Here is a 14136-nt window from a genome sequence, read left to right on the forward strand (position 1 = left end):
CCCGCGGCGCGGGTGTCGGCCGGTCTGCTCACTTCTTCTTGCCCGCGGCGCGGCGCTGGGCGCGGTTCTGCGGACCGGCGCTCTGTCCGCCGTCGGTGCGCTGACCGAAGGCTCCGCGCTCGGCGGAGGCCTCGGCCGCGGGAGCGGCGGATGCCGCCGCGGCCGCACGGCGCACGCGATCGGTCGCGGCCTGCTGAACCTGCCCGCGCTCGTTGCGGACCTCGACGTCTCCCGAATCGCTGGGCGCCGAGTACTCCAGGCGCTGCTCGGGGGCGCCGTCGACGAGGCCCTTGGCCTCCACGGATGCCGCCTCCGAGTCGCCCGCACGGCGCACCTCGACCTCGAGGTTGTAGAGGTAGCCGACCGACTCCTCCTTGATCTGCCCCATCATCGCCTGGAACATCGCGTAGCCCTCGCGCTGGTACTCGATCAGCGGGTCGCGCTGCGCCATGGCCCGCAGGCCGATGCCGTCCTTGAGATAGTCCATCTCGTAGAGGTGGTCGCGCCAGCGGCGGTCGAGCACCTGCAGCACGACGCGGCGCTCGAGCTCGCGGGTCGCGGGCGTGCCGAGCGCGGCCTCGCGCTTCTCGTACGCGATCCTCGCGTCGGAGAGCAGTTCGCGGATGAGACCGTCCGACGTGATCCCGCCCTTGCGCCCCTGCGCCTCCGAGACGACCTCGTCGATCGTGACACCCACCGGGTACAGCGTCTTCAGCTCGGTCCAGAGCGCGTCGAAGTCCCAGCTCTCGTTGTGCCCCTCGGCGGTGTGGTCCTTGACGACGCCGGTGATGGCATCCTCGATGAAGTGCTGCACGCGGTCCGCGATGTCGTCGCCGTGCAGGATCTGGCGCCGGTCGGCGTAGATGGCCTCGCGCTGACGGTTGAGGACGTCGTCGTACTTCAGCACGTTCTTGCGCATCTCGGCGTTGCGGGCCTCGACCTGGGACTGAGCGCTGCGGATCGCACGCGAGACGAGTCCGGACTCGATCGGGACGTCGTCGGGGAAGTTCGTGCGCGCCAGGATCGCCTCGGCGGCCCCGGACTGGAACAGGCGCATGAGGTCGTCGGTGAGGCTGAGGTAGAACCGGCTCTCACCGGGGTCGCCCTGACGGCCGGAGCGGCCTCGGAGCTGGTTGTCGATGCGGCGGGACTCATGGCGCTCGGTGCCGAGGACGTAGAGGCCGCCGGCCTCGACGACCTTGGTGCTCTCCTCGGCCACGATCGCCTTCATGGACTCGTAGGTCTCGTCCCAGGCCTGCTCGTACTCCTCCGGCGTCTCCGCCGGGTCGAGCCCCTTGGCCTTCAGCTCCTGCACGGCGAGGAACTCCGCGTTGCCGCCGAGCATGATGTCGGTTCCTCGGCCGGCCATGTTCGTGGCCACCGTCACGGCGCCGAGTCGCCCGGCGCGGGCGACGATCTCGGCCTCACGGGCGTGGTTCTTCGCGTTGAGGACCTCGTGCTTGATCCCCTTCTTCGCGAGCAGGCGTGACAGGTACTCGCTCTTCTCGACGCTGACCGTGCCCACCAGCACCGGCTGGCCCTCGGCGTGCCGCTCGGCGATGTCCTCCACGACCTGCGCGAACTTGGCGGTCTCGTTCTTGTAGACGAGGTCCGGCTGGTCCTTGCGGATCATCGGCTTGTTCGTCGGGATCGGGACGACGCCCAGCGAGTACGTCGACATGAACTCGGCCGCCTCGGTCTCGGCGGTACCCGTCATGCCGGCGAGCTTGTCGTACAGGCGGAAGTAGTTCTGCAGCGTGACGGTCGCGAGGGTCTGGTTCTCGGCCTTGACCGGCACGCCCTCCTTCGCCTCGATGGCCTGGTGGATGCCCTCGTTGTAGCGCCGGCCGACCAGGATGCGGCCGGTGTGCTCGTCGACGATCATGACCTCGTCGTTCATGACGACGTAATCGGTGTCCTTCTTGAACAGGGCGAGCGCCTTGATCGAGTTGTTCAGGAACGAGATGAGGGGCGTGTTGGCCGACTCGTACAGGTTGTCGATGCCGAGGTAGTCCTCGACCTTCTCGATTCCGGGCTCCAGCACCCCGACCGTGCGCTTCTTCTCGTCGACCTCGTAGTCCTCGCCCTCGACCAGGGTGCGGGCGATCTTGGCGAACTCCGCGAACCAGCGGTTGGCCTCGCCGGACGAGGGACCGGAGATGATCAGCGGCGTGCGCGCCTCGTCGATGAGGATCGAGTCCACCTCGTCGACGATCGCGAAGAAATGCTCGCGCTGGACGAGGTCCTCCTTGCGCCACGCCATGTTGTCGCGCAGATAGTCGAAGCCGAACTCGTTGTTGGTGCCGTAGGTGATGTCCGCGGCGTACTGCTCGCGACGGACGGCCGGAGTCTGCCCCGACACGATGATGCCGGTGGTCATGCCGAGCGCGCGGTACACCCGGCCCATGAGCTCGGCCTGATACGAGGCGAGGAAGTCGTTGACCGTGATCACGTGGACGCCCTTGCCCGCGATGGCATTGAGATAGGTCGGGAAGGTGGCGACCAGGGTCTTGCCCTCACCGGTCTTCATCTCGGCGATGTTCCCCATGTGCAGGGCCGCACCGCCCATGATCTGCACGTCGTAGGCGCGCATGCCGAGAGTGCGCTTCGCGGCTTCCCGGACCGCGGCGAATGCCTCGGGCATGAGCTGGTCGAGCGTCTCGCCGTTCTCGAAACGGGCGCGCAGCTCCGTGGTCTCGTTCGCGAGCTCCTCGTCGGTGAGCTTCTCGAAGTCCTCCTCCAGCGCGCCCACGGCCTTCACGACCTGGTTGAGGCGGCGAAGGATGCGACCTTCACCCGCGCGCAGCAGCTTCTCAAGAGGATTCGCCACTTAAGTCATCTCCCTGTTCTGGGTCAGATCCCGGCCGCCCCGATGGAGCCGGTGCCGGGCATACTGTGCCATGTTACCGGGCTGTGACCTGCGCGTCGCCTGCATGGGCGCGCCACGACGTTTCCGCGTATGCATATACTCGGCAGTGCTGCGCCGCCTCCGCCCCGAAGGAGCCCCATGTCCGTCCGCCAGAGTCTGCTCGCGATCCTCGACCAGGGGCCCTGTTACGGCTACCAGCTGCGCACCGAGTTCGATCGCCGCACCGGGTCCACCTGGCCCCTGAACGTGGGCCAGATCTACAACACCCTGGAGAGGCTCGAGCGCGACGGCCTGGTCGAGCGCGGCGCACCGGACGAGCACGGCCATGTGTACTGGCAGATCACCCCGGCCGGAACCGCAGACGTCGCCTCCTGGCTTTCCGAACCCGTGACGCGGGGCACGGCGACCCGCGACGAGCTCGCGATGAAACTCGCCGTCGCCGCCACCCTCCCAGGGGTCGACGTCGCCTCGGTCATCCGCGCCCAGCGCGCGGAGACACTGCGGCGACTGCGGAGCCTCACCGCCGCATCGCCGACCGTCGACGCGGACGGCGATGCGGAAGAACTCGCCCGTTCGCTCGTGATCGACTCGATGGTGTTCGCCGCCGAGGCCGAGATGCGCTGGCTCGAGCACGCCGAGCAGCGCCTGGCCGCGCATCCGCAGCACGCCCTGGCGCTCTCGCTGGCGACCGAGCGCCCCAAACGCGGACGTCCTGCCAGAGCGCAGGCCGCGAAGGTCGGCGCATGAACGCCGGTCTCCGCCTCCGCCCCGTTCGCCTGGAGCGGATGCACAGCCGACGCATCGCCGAAGGAAAGTAGGATCGGCTCATGGCTGGATTCTGGGGCAGGCGCAAGCGCGATCAGGAAGCTCAGGCGGCGCAGGACGCCGACCTCGCACGCAAGGCCGAGCAGGCACTCGTCGCAGCCGACGAGCGCATCCGCACGGCGAGCGACGAGCTCGTCTTCGCGGAGGCGGAGCTCGGCGCGTCGCTGACCGCCGATCTCAAGGCCGCCCTCGACGCCGTCCGCACGCACCTGCGCGAGGCGTTCCAGCTTCACCAGCTCAACCACGACGAGATCCCCGACACCGAGGAGGAGTTGCGCACCCGCAACGCGCGCATCGCCCAGCTGTGCGAATGGGCCGAGCAGCTCCTGGACGAGAAGACGGCCGTTCTCGCCCAGCAGATCGCCAAGGTCCGCCAGGCTCCGCAGGTCGTCGCGCAGCTGCGCACGGATGCCGAGGCGCTGACGGCCCGGATCCCCCAGGCCCGTGCCGCCATCGAACGCCTCTCCGCCCGCTACTCCGAATCCGCCATGGACCAGATCGCGGCCGCCGCCGACGAGGCCGAGCAGCTCGTCGCCTTCGCCACCCACGGCGCCGAAGTCTCCGAGCGGCGCCGCGCGGCCCGTCAGAACGAGGAGGCCAACCTCGCGCTGGAGACGGCGACCGAGGCCGTGCGCCGGGCAGGCGTCGTGCTCGATGCCGTCGAGGACTTCGAGATCGAGGCGCTGCGCGCGGAGTCGACCCTCGCGGAAGTCGTCGCCGATTCGCGCAGCGACATCATCGCGGCCCGCACGGCCCCGCGCGTCCCCGCCGTCACGGAGGCCGTCGCCGCACTCGAGCAGGCCCTCGAATCGCTGGCGCCGTCCGGCAGCCGCAACGATCCGTTCGCGGAGCTCAGCCGGCTTCGCACTGCGAACACGGCTCTCGACGACGCGATCGCGAAGGCGCGGCACAGGGCGGAGAACCCCCTGCCCTCGGTCGAGCACGTGCAGCACGCCCTCGACGACGCCGACCGCCAGCTCGGCGTGGCCCGCAGCCTCATCGCGGGACATCGCGGCTGGATCGGCGCCGACGCGCGCACCCGCCTGGCCGAGGCCGAGCGGCTGCGCACGGACGTGCCGACGCTGCTGCCCGCCGAGGACACGCGCGAGCAGGCTCTCGCGACAGCCCGTCGGGTCGCTCAGCTCGCCTCGGAGGCACTCCAGCTGGCGCAGCGCGACATCGACTCCTCGCGTCCGCAGCAGCAGAACGACGACTGGGGCGGCGGCTGGGGCGGAGGCGGCTGGGGCGGCGGACGCCGTGGCGGTGGCGGCGGCGACCTCGCCTCCGGCATCCTCGGCGGTCTCGTGATCGGCAGCATCCTGGACGGCATCTTCGACTGACCTGCCACCACGACGAACCCCCTCGTGTTCGGGTGAACACGAGGGGGTTCGTCGTCTCAGGAGAGACGCAGGTTCAGGATGCCAGGGCCTCCTCCGGCGGTGCCTGCGTCGTCAGCGAGATGACGCCGTAGTCCCATCCCTTGCGGCGGTACACGACGCTCGGGTGGTCGGTGCGCACGTCCACGAACAGGAAGAAGTCGTGTCCGACCAGCTCCATGCGGTCCACCGCCTCCTCGACGGTCATCCACTCGGCGTCGAAGTTCTTGGTCCGGATCACGACCGGCGAGTACGTCTCGTCCTCCTCCGGCTGCACCGGGATCGCGCCGGTCGCCACGGCGTGCAGGACGTCGGCGGACGCCGGCTGCACATCGATCCCGGTGAGGGCTCCGCTGCCCTTCTCGAAATGGGCACCGCGCGGGTGCTGGCGGCCGTCCACGCGCTTCTCCTTGGCGCGGCGCAGCTGCTCGGACATCTTGTCGAGGGCGAGGTCCAGGGCGACGAACTTGTCACCGTCCGTGGCCTCCGCACGCACCACCGGGCCCTTGCTCACGAGCGTGAGCTCCACGGTCTCGTCGGGAACGCGGCCGCCCCGATACGCCCGATGGGTGACCTTGACGTCCAGGCGCTGCGCGCGGGCGGCGAGCGTGGAGATCCGGGCGATCTTCTCCTCGACAACGGTTCGGAAGCGATCCGAGATGCTCACTCCGACGCCGACGATGCTCGTTTCCATTCGTGCCTCCTTGTCCCGGTCCTCCCGGCCAAGGGCGGACCGTGGTCGCCTTGTGACCCCCTACCGTAGTCCGCGTTCGGTGGGATGTCATCACCCATTTCCTCCGTGTCTCCGATGAGTTCACCCTGACGTGGCGTGGCAGCCAGCGCGATGGCGCCGCGCACGTGGAAACCCGCTTCCTGCAGCACGCGAACCGCCTCGGCGAGCGTCGCTCCCGTCGTGATCACGTCGTCCACGACGACCACCTCGGCACCGTCCCCGCGTCGACGCGCGCGCATGCTCCCTTCGACGTTGCGGGCCCGCTCGACGCGGCCGAGGCCGCGCTGATCGCGCACCGTTCCCGCGGCGCCGAGCAGGCGGACGGGACGCCCTCCGGCCGCGCGGATGAGCAGATCCGGGACGCGGTAACCCCTCCGGCGGAACGCACGGCGCGAGGTGGGCACCGGCACGAGCAGCACGGCGGGATCATCGGGAAGCACCGCTCCCAGGGCCGCGCCCAGCGGTCGCGCGAGCAGCGTGATGCCGTTCTCCTTGACGGCGCGGATGCAGCGGGCGGCTACGCCCTCGAACGGCAGGGCCGCGGTCACCGGGATGCCCGAGACGGGCGAGCGACGCACCGGGGCGGGACCGAGCCGGGCACGGCAGGAGGCGCACAGCAGCCGCCCCGGCTCGTCGCAGCCCGTGCACGACGCCCCCAGAAGCAGACTGAGGACCTCGTCGAGCAGTGTCGAAGCCGCGTCCTGTTCCACCCGGCCAGTGTGACGGGTGGAATCGATCCGCCGCTCGCACGCACAGGTCTCCCCTCGGCATCTGTGCACAATGGGTCGATCGGTCCGCGTGTGCAGAACGAGTGGGGTCAGTATCCGGCGCGCGTGCCGAGGACGAGAACGTCCTCGTAGAACTCCTGCCAGGCGGAGACCCGCGGCGCGAAGAGCGTGCCTTCGGAGCCGAGCACGCGCACGCCGGCCGGCGACTTCGCGCCCGCGAGCGAGACGCTTCCGGGCGGAGCGCTCTGCGCGCTTCCGGGCCCGCCGACCACCTGCGTCGTCAGCAGGGCCTCCTCACCGGGCACCAGGATGCCGAGATTCTCGGTTCCCAGCCACACCAGCCCCTTCGCCGGTGTGCTCAACTCGGCCACCTCGTGGATCGGCCCGAGTCCGGTGGGCATGTTCCGGTCGTCCCGGAGGATCACCGCCGTGACGATGCTCTGGCGCCCTCCGATCGTCACGAGGGCCGCGATGCGCACGCCGTCCGTCGAGACGCGCAGCGCAGAGATCGCCGACGCCTCGGGCCACGCTCCGGCGATGTCGTGCGGAGTGACGTCCTCGGTCCAGGCGTGCAGCTCCTGGGGGTCACTCGCGGGCGCGGACCAGATGTAGCCGTACGGGTCGATCGAGGGCTTCACGAGCCCCGGCGGCGCGAGCACCTCGTTCACGTGGCCTTCCGTGACCGCGAACACCGCACCGGTGGCCAGCTGGACGGCGGCGAGGCGCTCGCCCTGCGCCAGATCGATCGCGGCTATGGGCTGTTCGATCCGCGCCAGTTCGTCACTGATGCCCGGGATCGGCGTGACCTCGCTGCCGACGAGACTGCCGAAGCCGTCTTCGGTGAGCACCACGGTGCTCACGTCCGTGTCGTCGCCCGCGAGACCTGCCGTGTCGGCGTCCAGCGCGGTCCCGTTCACGGTGAAGCGCACCTCGCTGACCCCGGCCGCGGTCAGGCTCCTCTCCAGTTGGGTGCGCATGCGCGCCAGCGTCATCCCGTCCAGCGCCAGCGCCTCATCGGTCAGCGCGACGGTGGCGACCTGCTCGCTGACGGGGACCGAGCTGCCGTCCAGCAGCACGTCCGCCGGGAACGCGCTCTGTACCGCCGGCTCGAGCCAGTCGCTGGGGGCGCCTTCGATGACCGCTTGGGCGATCGTCGTCGCGACCGTCGAGCGCCGCGGATACCAGCGCACATCGGGCACGAGATGACGCCAGCCCTGGTCGAAGTACTGCAGCGCATAGCGGTTGTACACCTGCTGGAACGAGACCTCGTCGAGGACGATGCCGTCCGGCGCGCTGGCGATGCGCCATTCACCGTCTTCGTCGCGCGTCAGGGTGAAGGCGAGCTCTGTGTCGCCGCTGGCCTCCGTGTAGCGGCCGTCGCCGTCGACGCTCGCGCGCTGATCGAGTTCGACCGAGACGTCGGCGGTGGTGGCGGCCTCCGCCTCCTCCGGGGACTCCACGTCGGACCCGTAGGCCCGCGAGCCGGCCACGTCGATCGTCACGCCGACCCCGGGTCGCCAGGAGTCCGCGAGCTCGGGGGTGAGGAACTGCTTCGCGATCGCCCAGTTGTCGGCCGGAGTGATGGCGGCCTCGATGAATCCGGCCACGATGGCCTCGGGCCCCGCCCCCGCGATCGGTCCGGACGCGCGTTCGGTGATCTGCGGATCGGTGTCGGTGTTGCCGGCGAGCGGTTCGATGCCCACGGGTCCCGAGGTGGGGAGCCCGGCGCACGCTGTCAGTACGAACGCGAGAGTCGCGATCGCGAGCGTCTTGAGGGACCTGGCGGTTCTCATGAGCGATCCTCCCCGTCCGCGGAACGACTCGGGTCGACCGCGCCGTTCTCCGCGGCATCCAGTTCGTAGCGCACCTGCGTAATGTGCAGCGGCTGGGTCTCGTCGGACAGATCGGCCAGCGCGTTCTCGGGCTCCAAGGCGACCGGCGAAGGGCCCTGGAGGTGTCCGGGGGTGCGGGGGATGGTGAGCACGAAGTTCGAGCCGACCGCGAGCTCCGACCAGACGGCCAGAGAACCGCCGTGCAGGCGGGCGTCGCCGAGGGCGATCGACAGCCCGAGCCCGGTCCCGCCGATCGTGCGCTGCCGGGACGGGTCGGCGCGCCAGAACCGGTCGAAGACGCGCTCGGTGTCGGCGGCCGACATTCCGAGGCCGAAGTCGCGGACTCCGACCGCCACCGCGTGCTGATTGCTGTCGACCGTGACGACGACCGGACGCCCCTCGCCGTGCTCGATGGCGTTGCCGATGAGGTTACGCAGCACCCGGCGCACGCGGCGCGCGTCCATGTCGACCGGCGAGTACCCACCGGGGGCGACCATGCGCAGCTCGGTGCCGTGTCCGTCCGCGAGCGGACGCATCTGATCGATCACGTCCTCGGCGAGCTGGGCGAGACTCGTCGCCTCGAGCTCCAGCTGCACGGAGCCGGCGTCATAGCGGCTGATCTCAAGAAGGTCGTTCAGCAACGTCTCGAACCGCTGCACCTGGGTGTGCAGCAGCTCCGTTGTACGGGCGGTCGTGGCGTCGAAGTCATCGCGCTGGTCGTTGAGCATGTCGGCGGCGAGCCGGATGGTCGTGAGCGGGGTGCGCAGCTCGTGCGACACATCCGACACGAACCGCTGCTGCACGAGAGACAGCTCCCCCAGTTCCTTGATCTGCGCCTCGATGCTGTCCGCCATCGCGTTGAACGAGCGCCCCAGGGTCGCCAGCTCGTCCTCGCCGTGCACCGGGATCCGCACGCCGAGGTCGCCGGTCGCGAAGCGCGCGCTGGTCTGGGACACCTCGACGATGGGCACCGACATCGAGCGCAGCACGATCCACGAGATCGCGGCGATGATCGCCACCAGCGCGGTGCCGGCGACCCACAGCGTGCGCTGGACGAAAACGAGAGTCTGCTCCGAGTCCGCGAGGTCGTAGGCGATGTACACCTCGTACGGCCCCACCTCGGGGACGAACAGCTGCTGTCCGACGATGATGCCGGGGACCTCGGTGCCGTCCTGGTCGAGAGCGACGGACTGCCACGCCTGCACGTCGTCGAGCTCCTCCACCCTGGTGCGCAGTGCAGGGCTGACCAGCTCATCGCTGAGCAGCTCCGAGCTGAAGCTGGGCGGAGCGTATCCGCCCGGCTCGATGTCGCCCTGGAAGACGGCGATCCGGTCGGACGAGGAGGTGCCGCTCAGGTCGCGCTGGACCACTCGCCACAGTGCGACGAACGCCGCGCGGTCGTCCCCCACCTCGGCGGAGTCCAGCGTGCTCTGCGCCACCGACACCGCACGGCGCGCGTCAGCCAGCGCCTGATCCCTGCGGGATTCGAAGAGGTCGTTCGCGATCACGAGCGCCATCGTCGCGCACGTCACGAACACGGCCGTCGCCGTCAGCAGGAGCGTGATGGCGATGGTGCGGAAACGCAGCGAACGGCGCCACAGAGCGCTCACGTTCGCGGGCCAGCTGCGCCAGTCGCGCCAGAGCCCGACCGGGGTCGCCGTCGCGCTCGTCGCGATCACGCGGGCTCCTAGGCGACGCTGCCGGCGCGATAGCCGACTCCGCGCACCGTCATGACGATCTTCGGGTTGTCCGGGTCGAGCTCGACCTTGGCGCGCAGACGCTGGACGTGCACGTTCACCAGGCGCGTGTCCGCCTTGTAGTGGTAGCCCCACACCTGCTCGAGCAGCATCTCGCGGGAGAACACCTGCTGCGGGCGGGAGGCGAGGGCGACGAGGAGCTGGAACTCGAGCGGCGTCAGGGCGATCGGCGTCGTGCCGCGGCGGACCTCGTGCGCGTCCACGTCGACGACGAGGTCGCCGATGCGCAGCACTTCGCTCGCCGCCTGCGTGGACGGGCGCAGGCGCGTGCGGATGCGGGCGACGAGCTCCTTGGGATTGAACGGCTTGACGATGTAGTCGTCCGCTCCGACCTCGAGCCCCCGCACGACGTCGGCGGTGTCGCTGCGGGCTGTGAGCATGATGATCGGGATGCCGGATTCGGCGCGGATCCGCGTGCAGATCTCGATGCCGTCCATCCCGGGGAGCATGAGGTCGAGCAGGATCAGATCCGGGCGCTGCGCGCGCCACTCCTCGACAGCCCGGGCGCCGTCCGCGCAGAAGACCGGCTCGAAGCCCTCGGTGCGCAACACGATCCCGATCATCTCGGCGAGTGCGGTGTCGTCGTCGACAACGAGGATGCGTGAGGTCATGTGTGCCCAGCTCCGACTTTCTTCCCAGGGCGCCCGCCGGGAACACACCGAACGGCCGCAGATTTTCCCAGCGTACTTCACGACACGCCGGGAATCACGGAACCGGACGGCGGCCTGCTGAGCACCCGCGTCCGTATGACACGATGGGAACGGCACCGTCGGAGGGAGCGCCGTGAGCGGACAGATGTGGACACCCGCCCCGAAGAGGGGCATCGTGCCGCTGCATCCGTTCACGTTCGGCATGCTGCTGGGACGCGCGTTCGCCGTCCTGCGCCACAACCCGAAGGTCGTGTTCGGGTTCGCGGTGGTCATGCAGCTCGTGATGGCACTCATCGCCGCGGGCATCATGATCACGGTCCTCGTCGTCACTATCCTGAGACTGCAGAACGTCTCGCCAGGCTCCCCCGACTTCGAGCCGCTGCTAATCGGGACGCTCGCGATCAACGGGCTGGTCGCGTTCTGCGTCGGTCTGCTCTCGCTCGGGTTCACGGCGCTCGTCCAGGGCATCGTCGCCGCCGAGGTCCGCTACGCGGCCGTCGGCGAGAAGGCGCGTCTGGGACAGCTCTGGGCGCAGGTGCGCCCGGTGTTCTGGCGCCTCGTCGGCTTCGCCCTGCTGCAGATGCTGTTCACCCTCGGGCTCGTCGCCGTGGCCGGCGGCATCATCGCCGCGATGGTCATCGGCGCGATCGGCGGGTCCGGGGACTTCATCGGCGTCGGGATCGGCATCGTCGTGCTGCTCGTCCTCGCCAGCATCCCGCTGGCCGTGTGGCTGTGGACCAAACTGCTGCTCGTCCCCAGTGTGCTCGTGTTCGAGCACGCCACACTGCGGGAGGCGCTCGTGCGCAGCTGGCGTCTGACCCGGGGCCGGTTCTGGGTCGCGTTCGGCGTGATGTTCCTCATCAACCTGATCATGGGCTTCGCCGCCCAGCTCGTCAGCATCCCGCTGTCCCTGCTGTCGAGCCTGCTCCTGCCCGTCCTGTCCCCCACCGGGGCGCAGGACCCCGCAGCGATCATCATCGCGGCGACCCTGGCCACGGCGATTCCCCAGATCCTGGTGCTGGTGATCCAGGCCGTCGCCCTCGTCGTGCAGGGCACGGGGGCCGCCTTCGTGTACATCGACTGCCGCTACCGCTACGAGGGACTCGACCAGTCCCTCATCGCCTTCCTCGAGCGCCGTGACCTCGGCTGGGCGCCCGAGCAGCTCGGCGACCCGTTCGCCGTGGACCCGACGAGGGCCGTCACGAGCGCTCCCCCGCCGACGCAGGTCCCCGACATCGTCCGCATGCAGTCCGGCTGGGCGCCCGGATACGGGCAGGCGCCCTACCCGCCGCAGCAGTACGGGCAGGTGCCGCCGCAGCCGTACGGTGCGCCCGCCCCGGCGCCGGGATCGGCCCCATGGCCGGGCCCCGCGTCCGCACCGGCACCTGCACCCGCACCGGCGCAGGCTGCTCCTCCGGCACCGGCATGGCCCGCACCGGCACCTCCCGCTCCGACGCCTCCCGCTCCGGCACCGCCCGCGCACCCCCTGCCGCCGACCGACAGTCCGTGGGCTCCGCCCGGCGGTCAGCCATGATCCTGTTCTCGGAGTACTTCATCCCCGATGGGGACGAAGCGCGCCGGCTGGCCGAGGAGGAACTCTCCAACCCGCGATACGCCGAGGCGCAGCCCACCTGGTTCGACCTGCTGGCGCGTGACGTGCTCCGCTACCTCACCGATCTGTTCACCCCCGAAGGCGGCGGTCAGGTCGGTCCACTTGCCCTCGTGATCGTGTGCATCGTGATCGTGGCCGCGCTGGTCGCCGCGCTCATCGTATGGGGGCGCCCGCGGGCCTCACGCGCGGTGCGCGGGCGCGGGCGCGACCTGCTCGGGGATCGCGACGATCGATCGGCCGCGCAGCTGCGCGCGGATGCCGAGCGCTCCGCCCGATCGGGCGACTGGGATGCCGCGACCATCCTGCGGTTCCGCGCTCTCGCGCGCGACCTGCTGGAACGGGACCTGATCGACCCGGCTCCGGGCGCCACGGCGCAGGCGATCGCCCGCGACACGGCCCGCGTCTTCGCGGACGAGGCCGCTGCGCTGAGCGACGCGGCGGCGGCCTTCGACGATGTCCGCTATCTCGAGCATCCGTCGTCCGAGCAGCGCTACCGGCAGCTCGCCGGCCTGGACGAGCGCCTCACCTCTCGGCATCCCGAGGCGGTGACGGCATGACCGACACCGTCGCCCGCCCCGACGGCTCCTCCACAGCGGCCGCTGCGCCGCGCCGTGCGCGCCGCTGGATCGGCTGGATCATCGTCGTCCTCCTCGTGATCGGCGCGGCGTCCGTCGTCCTGCTCGTGTCGCAGTCGGCCTCCGTGCCGTTCCGCGGCGGAGGCGACCCGGACGGCACAGGAGAGCACGGCACCCTGGCGCTCGCTGAGATCCTGCGCGACCAGGGCGTCGAGGTCGACGTCGTGCGCTCCCGCACTCAGGCCGTCTCCGAGATCCGGGACGACACGACACTGGTGATGACGGATCCGTACTCGCTGTCCGACGAGGCCGTGGCCGCGCTCGTCGAGCCCGCCAACCGCATCGTGTTCCTGTCCGCGAGCTCCCGCATCCTCGATCTGCTCCACCTCGGCGAGGGGACGACCGCGAGCACGTCCGCGGCGGTGACGGCATCCTGCGACCTCCCCGAGCTCGCGGAGATCGGCACCATCCATCCCGGACGGCTGTTCGTGCCGGCCGACGGCGTCACCGGCTGCTTTCCGGATGCGGACGGCAATGCCGCACTCCTCGTCGACGACAGCGGCGGCACCCGCACGGTCCTGATCGACGGTTCCCGACTCTTCGGGAACGGCTACCTCGCCGAGGACGGCAACGCCGCGCTGGGACTCGCGCTGCTCGGGCAGACCGGGCACGTCGTCTGGTACGTACCGTCGCTCCTGGACAGCGACCTGGAGGCGCAGACCGATCCGTCGCTCGGCGACCTCACCCCCGACTGGGTGACGCCGGCGATCGTCATGCTCATCCTGGCCGGCGCCGCGGCCGCCGTGTGGCGCGGACGCCGCTTCGGACCGCTGGTCGCCGAGACGCTGCCCGTGACCGTGCGGGCCTCGGAGACCATGCACGGCCGAGCACGCCTGACAGCCAGGGCGGCGGATGCCGAGCACGCCGGCGCTGCGCTGCGCGACGGCACGGTGCGCAGGCTCGCGCGACGGCTCGGCCTGCACGAGCGCGCCGGTGCCGCCGAGGTCGCCGATGCCGCCGCGGACCGCCTCCGCGTCCCGCGGACCGCTGTGCAGGCGCTGCTCACCGGCCCCCTGCCCACCTCCGACGATGCGCTGATCGACGATGCGCGCCGTCTCGCCGACCTCGAGGCCTCGGTCGACGCCGCCGTTCACGCCGAACGGGGTGCATCGTGACCTG

11 protein-coding genes are annotated in these 14136 nt (G+C 70.5%); 5 read left to right on the forward strand and 6 right to left on the reverse strand.

All coding sequences use genetic code 11. The features are described 5' to 3' along the window. Positions 1 to 28 precede the first annotated feature (28 nt). Complete coding sequence (secA, locus tag AC3RXZ_RS04475) at positions 29 to 2830, reverse strand: preprotein translocase subunit SecA (protein WP_491493268.1); 2802 nt, start codon at positions 2828 to 2830, stop codon at positions 29 to 31. 177 nt (positions 2831 to 3007) lie between these two features. Between secA and AC3RXZ_RS04480 the strand changes: the two genes are divergently transcribed. Both AC3RXZ_RS04480 and AC3RXZ_RS04485 read left to right on the forward strand, forming a co-directional pair. Then, positions 3008 to 3616: a PadR family transcriptional regulator gene (locus AC3RXZ_RS04480; protein WP_491493269.1), complete on the forward strand. Its 609-nt coding sequence runs from the start codon at positions 3008 to 3010 to the stop codon at positions 3614 to 3616. Positions 3617 to 3696: 80 nt separating this feature from the next. Continuing rightward, positions 3697 to 5034, forward strand: coding sequence for a coiled-coil domain-containing protein (locus AC3RXZ_RS04485; RefSeq protein ID WP_491493270.1), 1338 nt, complete (start codon positions 3697 to 3699; stop codon positions 5032 to 5034). A 73-nt stretch (positions 5035 to 5107) separates the two neighbouring features. Here the strand turns inward: AC3RXZ_RS04485 and hpf are convergent, their stop codons facing one another. The 5 genes from hpf to mtrA all read right to left on the reverse strand — a co-directional run bounded on the left by hpf (position 5108) and on the right by mtrA (position 10731). Continuing rightward, positions 5108 to 5764, reverse strand: coding sequence for a ribosome hibernation-promoting factor, HPF/YfiA family (hpf, locus tag AC3RXZ_RS04490; protein ID WP_243224885.1), 657 nt, complete (start codon positions 5762 to 5764; stop codon positions 5108 to 5110). Next, positions 5734 to 6513, reverse strand: coding sequence for a ComF family protein (locus AC3RXZ_RS04495; RefSeq protein ID WP_491493271.1), 780 nt, complete (start codon positions 6511 to 6513; stop codon positions 5734 to 5736). Before AC3RXZ_RS04495 ends, hpf begins: the two co-directional genes overlap by 31 nt. 107 nt (positions 6514 to 6620) lie before the next feature. Next, positions 6621 to 8324, reverse strand: a complete 1704-nt coding sequence (locus AC3RXZ_RS04500) for an LpqB family beta-propeller domain-containing protein (protein ID WP_243224883.1) — start codon at positions 8322 to 8324, stop codon at positions 6621 to 6623. Further along, a complete protein-coding gene (mtrB, locus tag AC3RXZ_RS04505; protein WP_243224882.1) occupies positions 8321 to 10042 on the reverse strand; it encodes an MtrAB system histidine kinase MtrB in 1722 nt (573 codons plus the stop codon). Before mtrB ends, AC3RXZ_RS04500 begins: the two co-directional genes overlap by 4 nt. A gap of 8 nt (positions 10043 to 10050) precedes the next feature. Next, on the reverse strand, positions 10051 to 10731 hold the full coding sequence (gene mtrA, locus AC3RXZ_RS04510) for an MtrAB system response regulator MtrA (protein ID WP_491493272.1): 681 nt from the start codon (positions 10729 to 10731) through the stop codon (positions 10051 to 10053). Positions 10732 to 10903: 172 nt separating this feature from the next. Between mtrA and AC3RXZ_RS04515 the strand changes: the two genes are divergently transcribed. From AC3RXZ_RS04515 to AC3RXZ_RS04525, 3 genes are read left to right on the forward strand one after another with little or no spacing between them, the layout of a single operon-like run. After that, complete coding sequence (locus AC3RXZ_RS04515; RefSeq protein ID WP_491493273.1) at positions 10904 to 12304, forward strand: glycerophosphoryl diester phosphodiesterase membrane domain-containing protein; 1401 nt, start codon at positions 10904 to 10906, stop codon at positions 12302 to 12304. Beyond that, positions 12301 to 12939, forward strand: coding sequence for a DUF4129 domain-containing protein (locus tag AC3RXZ_RS04520; RefSeq protein ID WP_491493274.1), 639 nt, complete (start codon positions 12301 to 12303; stop codon positions 12937 to 12939). The genes AC3RXZ_RS04515 and AC3RXZ_RS04520 overlap by 4 nt, the downstream gene beginning before the upstream one ends. Beyond that, positions 12936 to 14132: a DUF4350 domain-containing protein gene (locus tag AC3RXZ_RS04525; RefSeq protein ID WP_491493275.1), complete on the forward strand. Its 1197-nt coding sequence runs from the start codon at positions 12936 to 12938 to the stop codon at positions 14130 to 14132. Before AC3RXZ_RS04520 ends, AC3RXZ_RS04525 begins: the two co-directional genes overlap by 4 nt. Positions 14133 to 14136: the final 4 nt, after the last annotated feature.

Source organism: Microbacterium cucumeris, assembly GCF_058349845.2.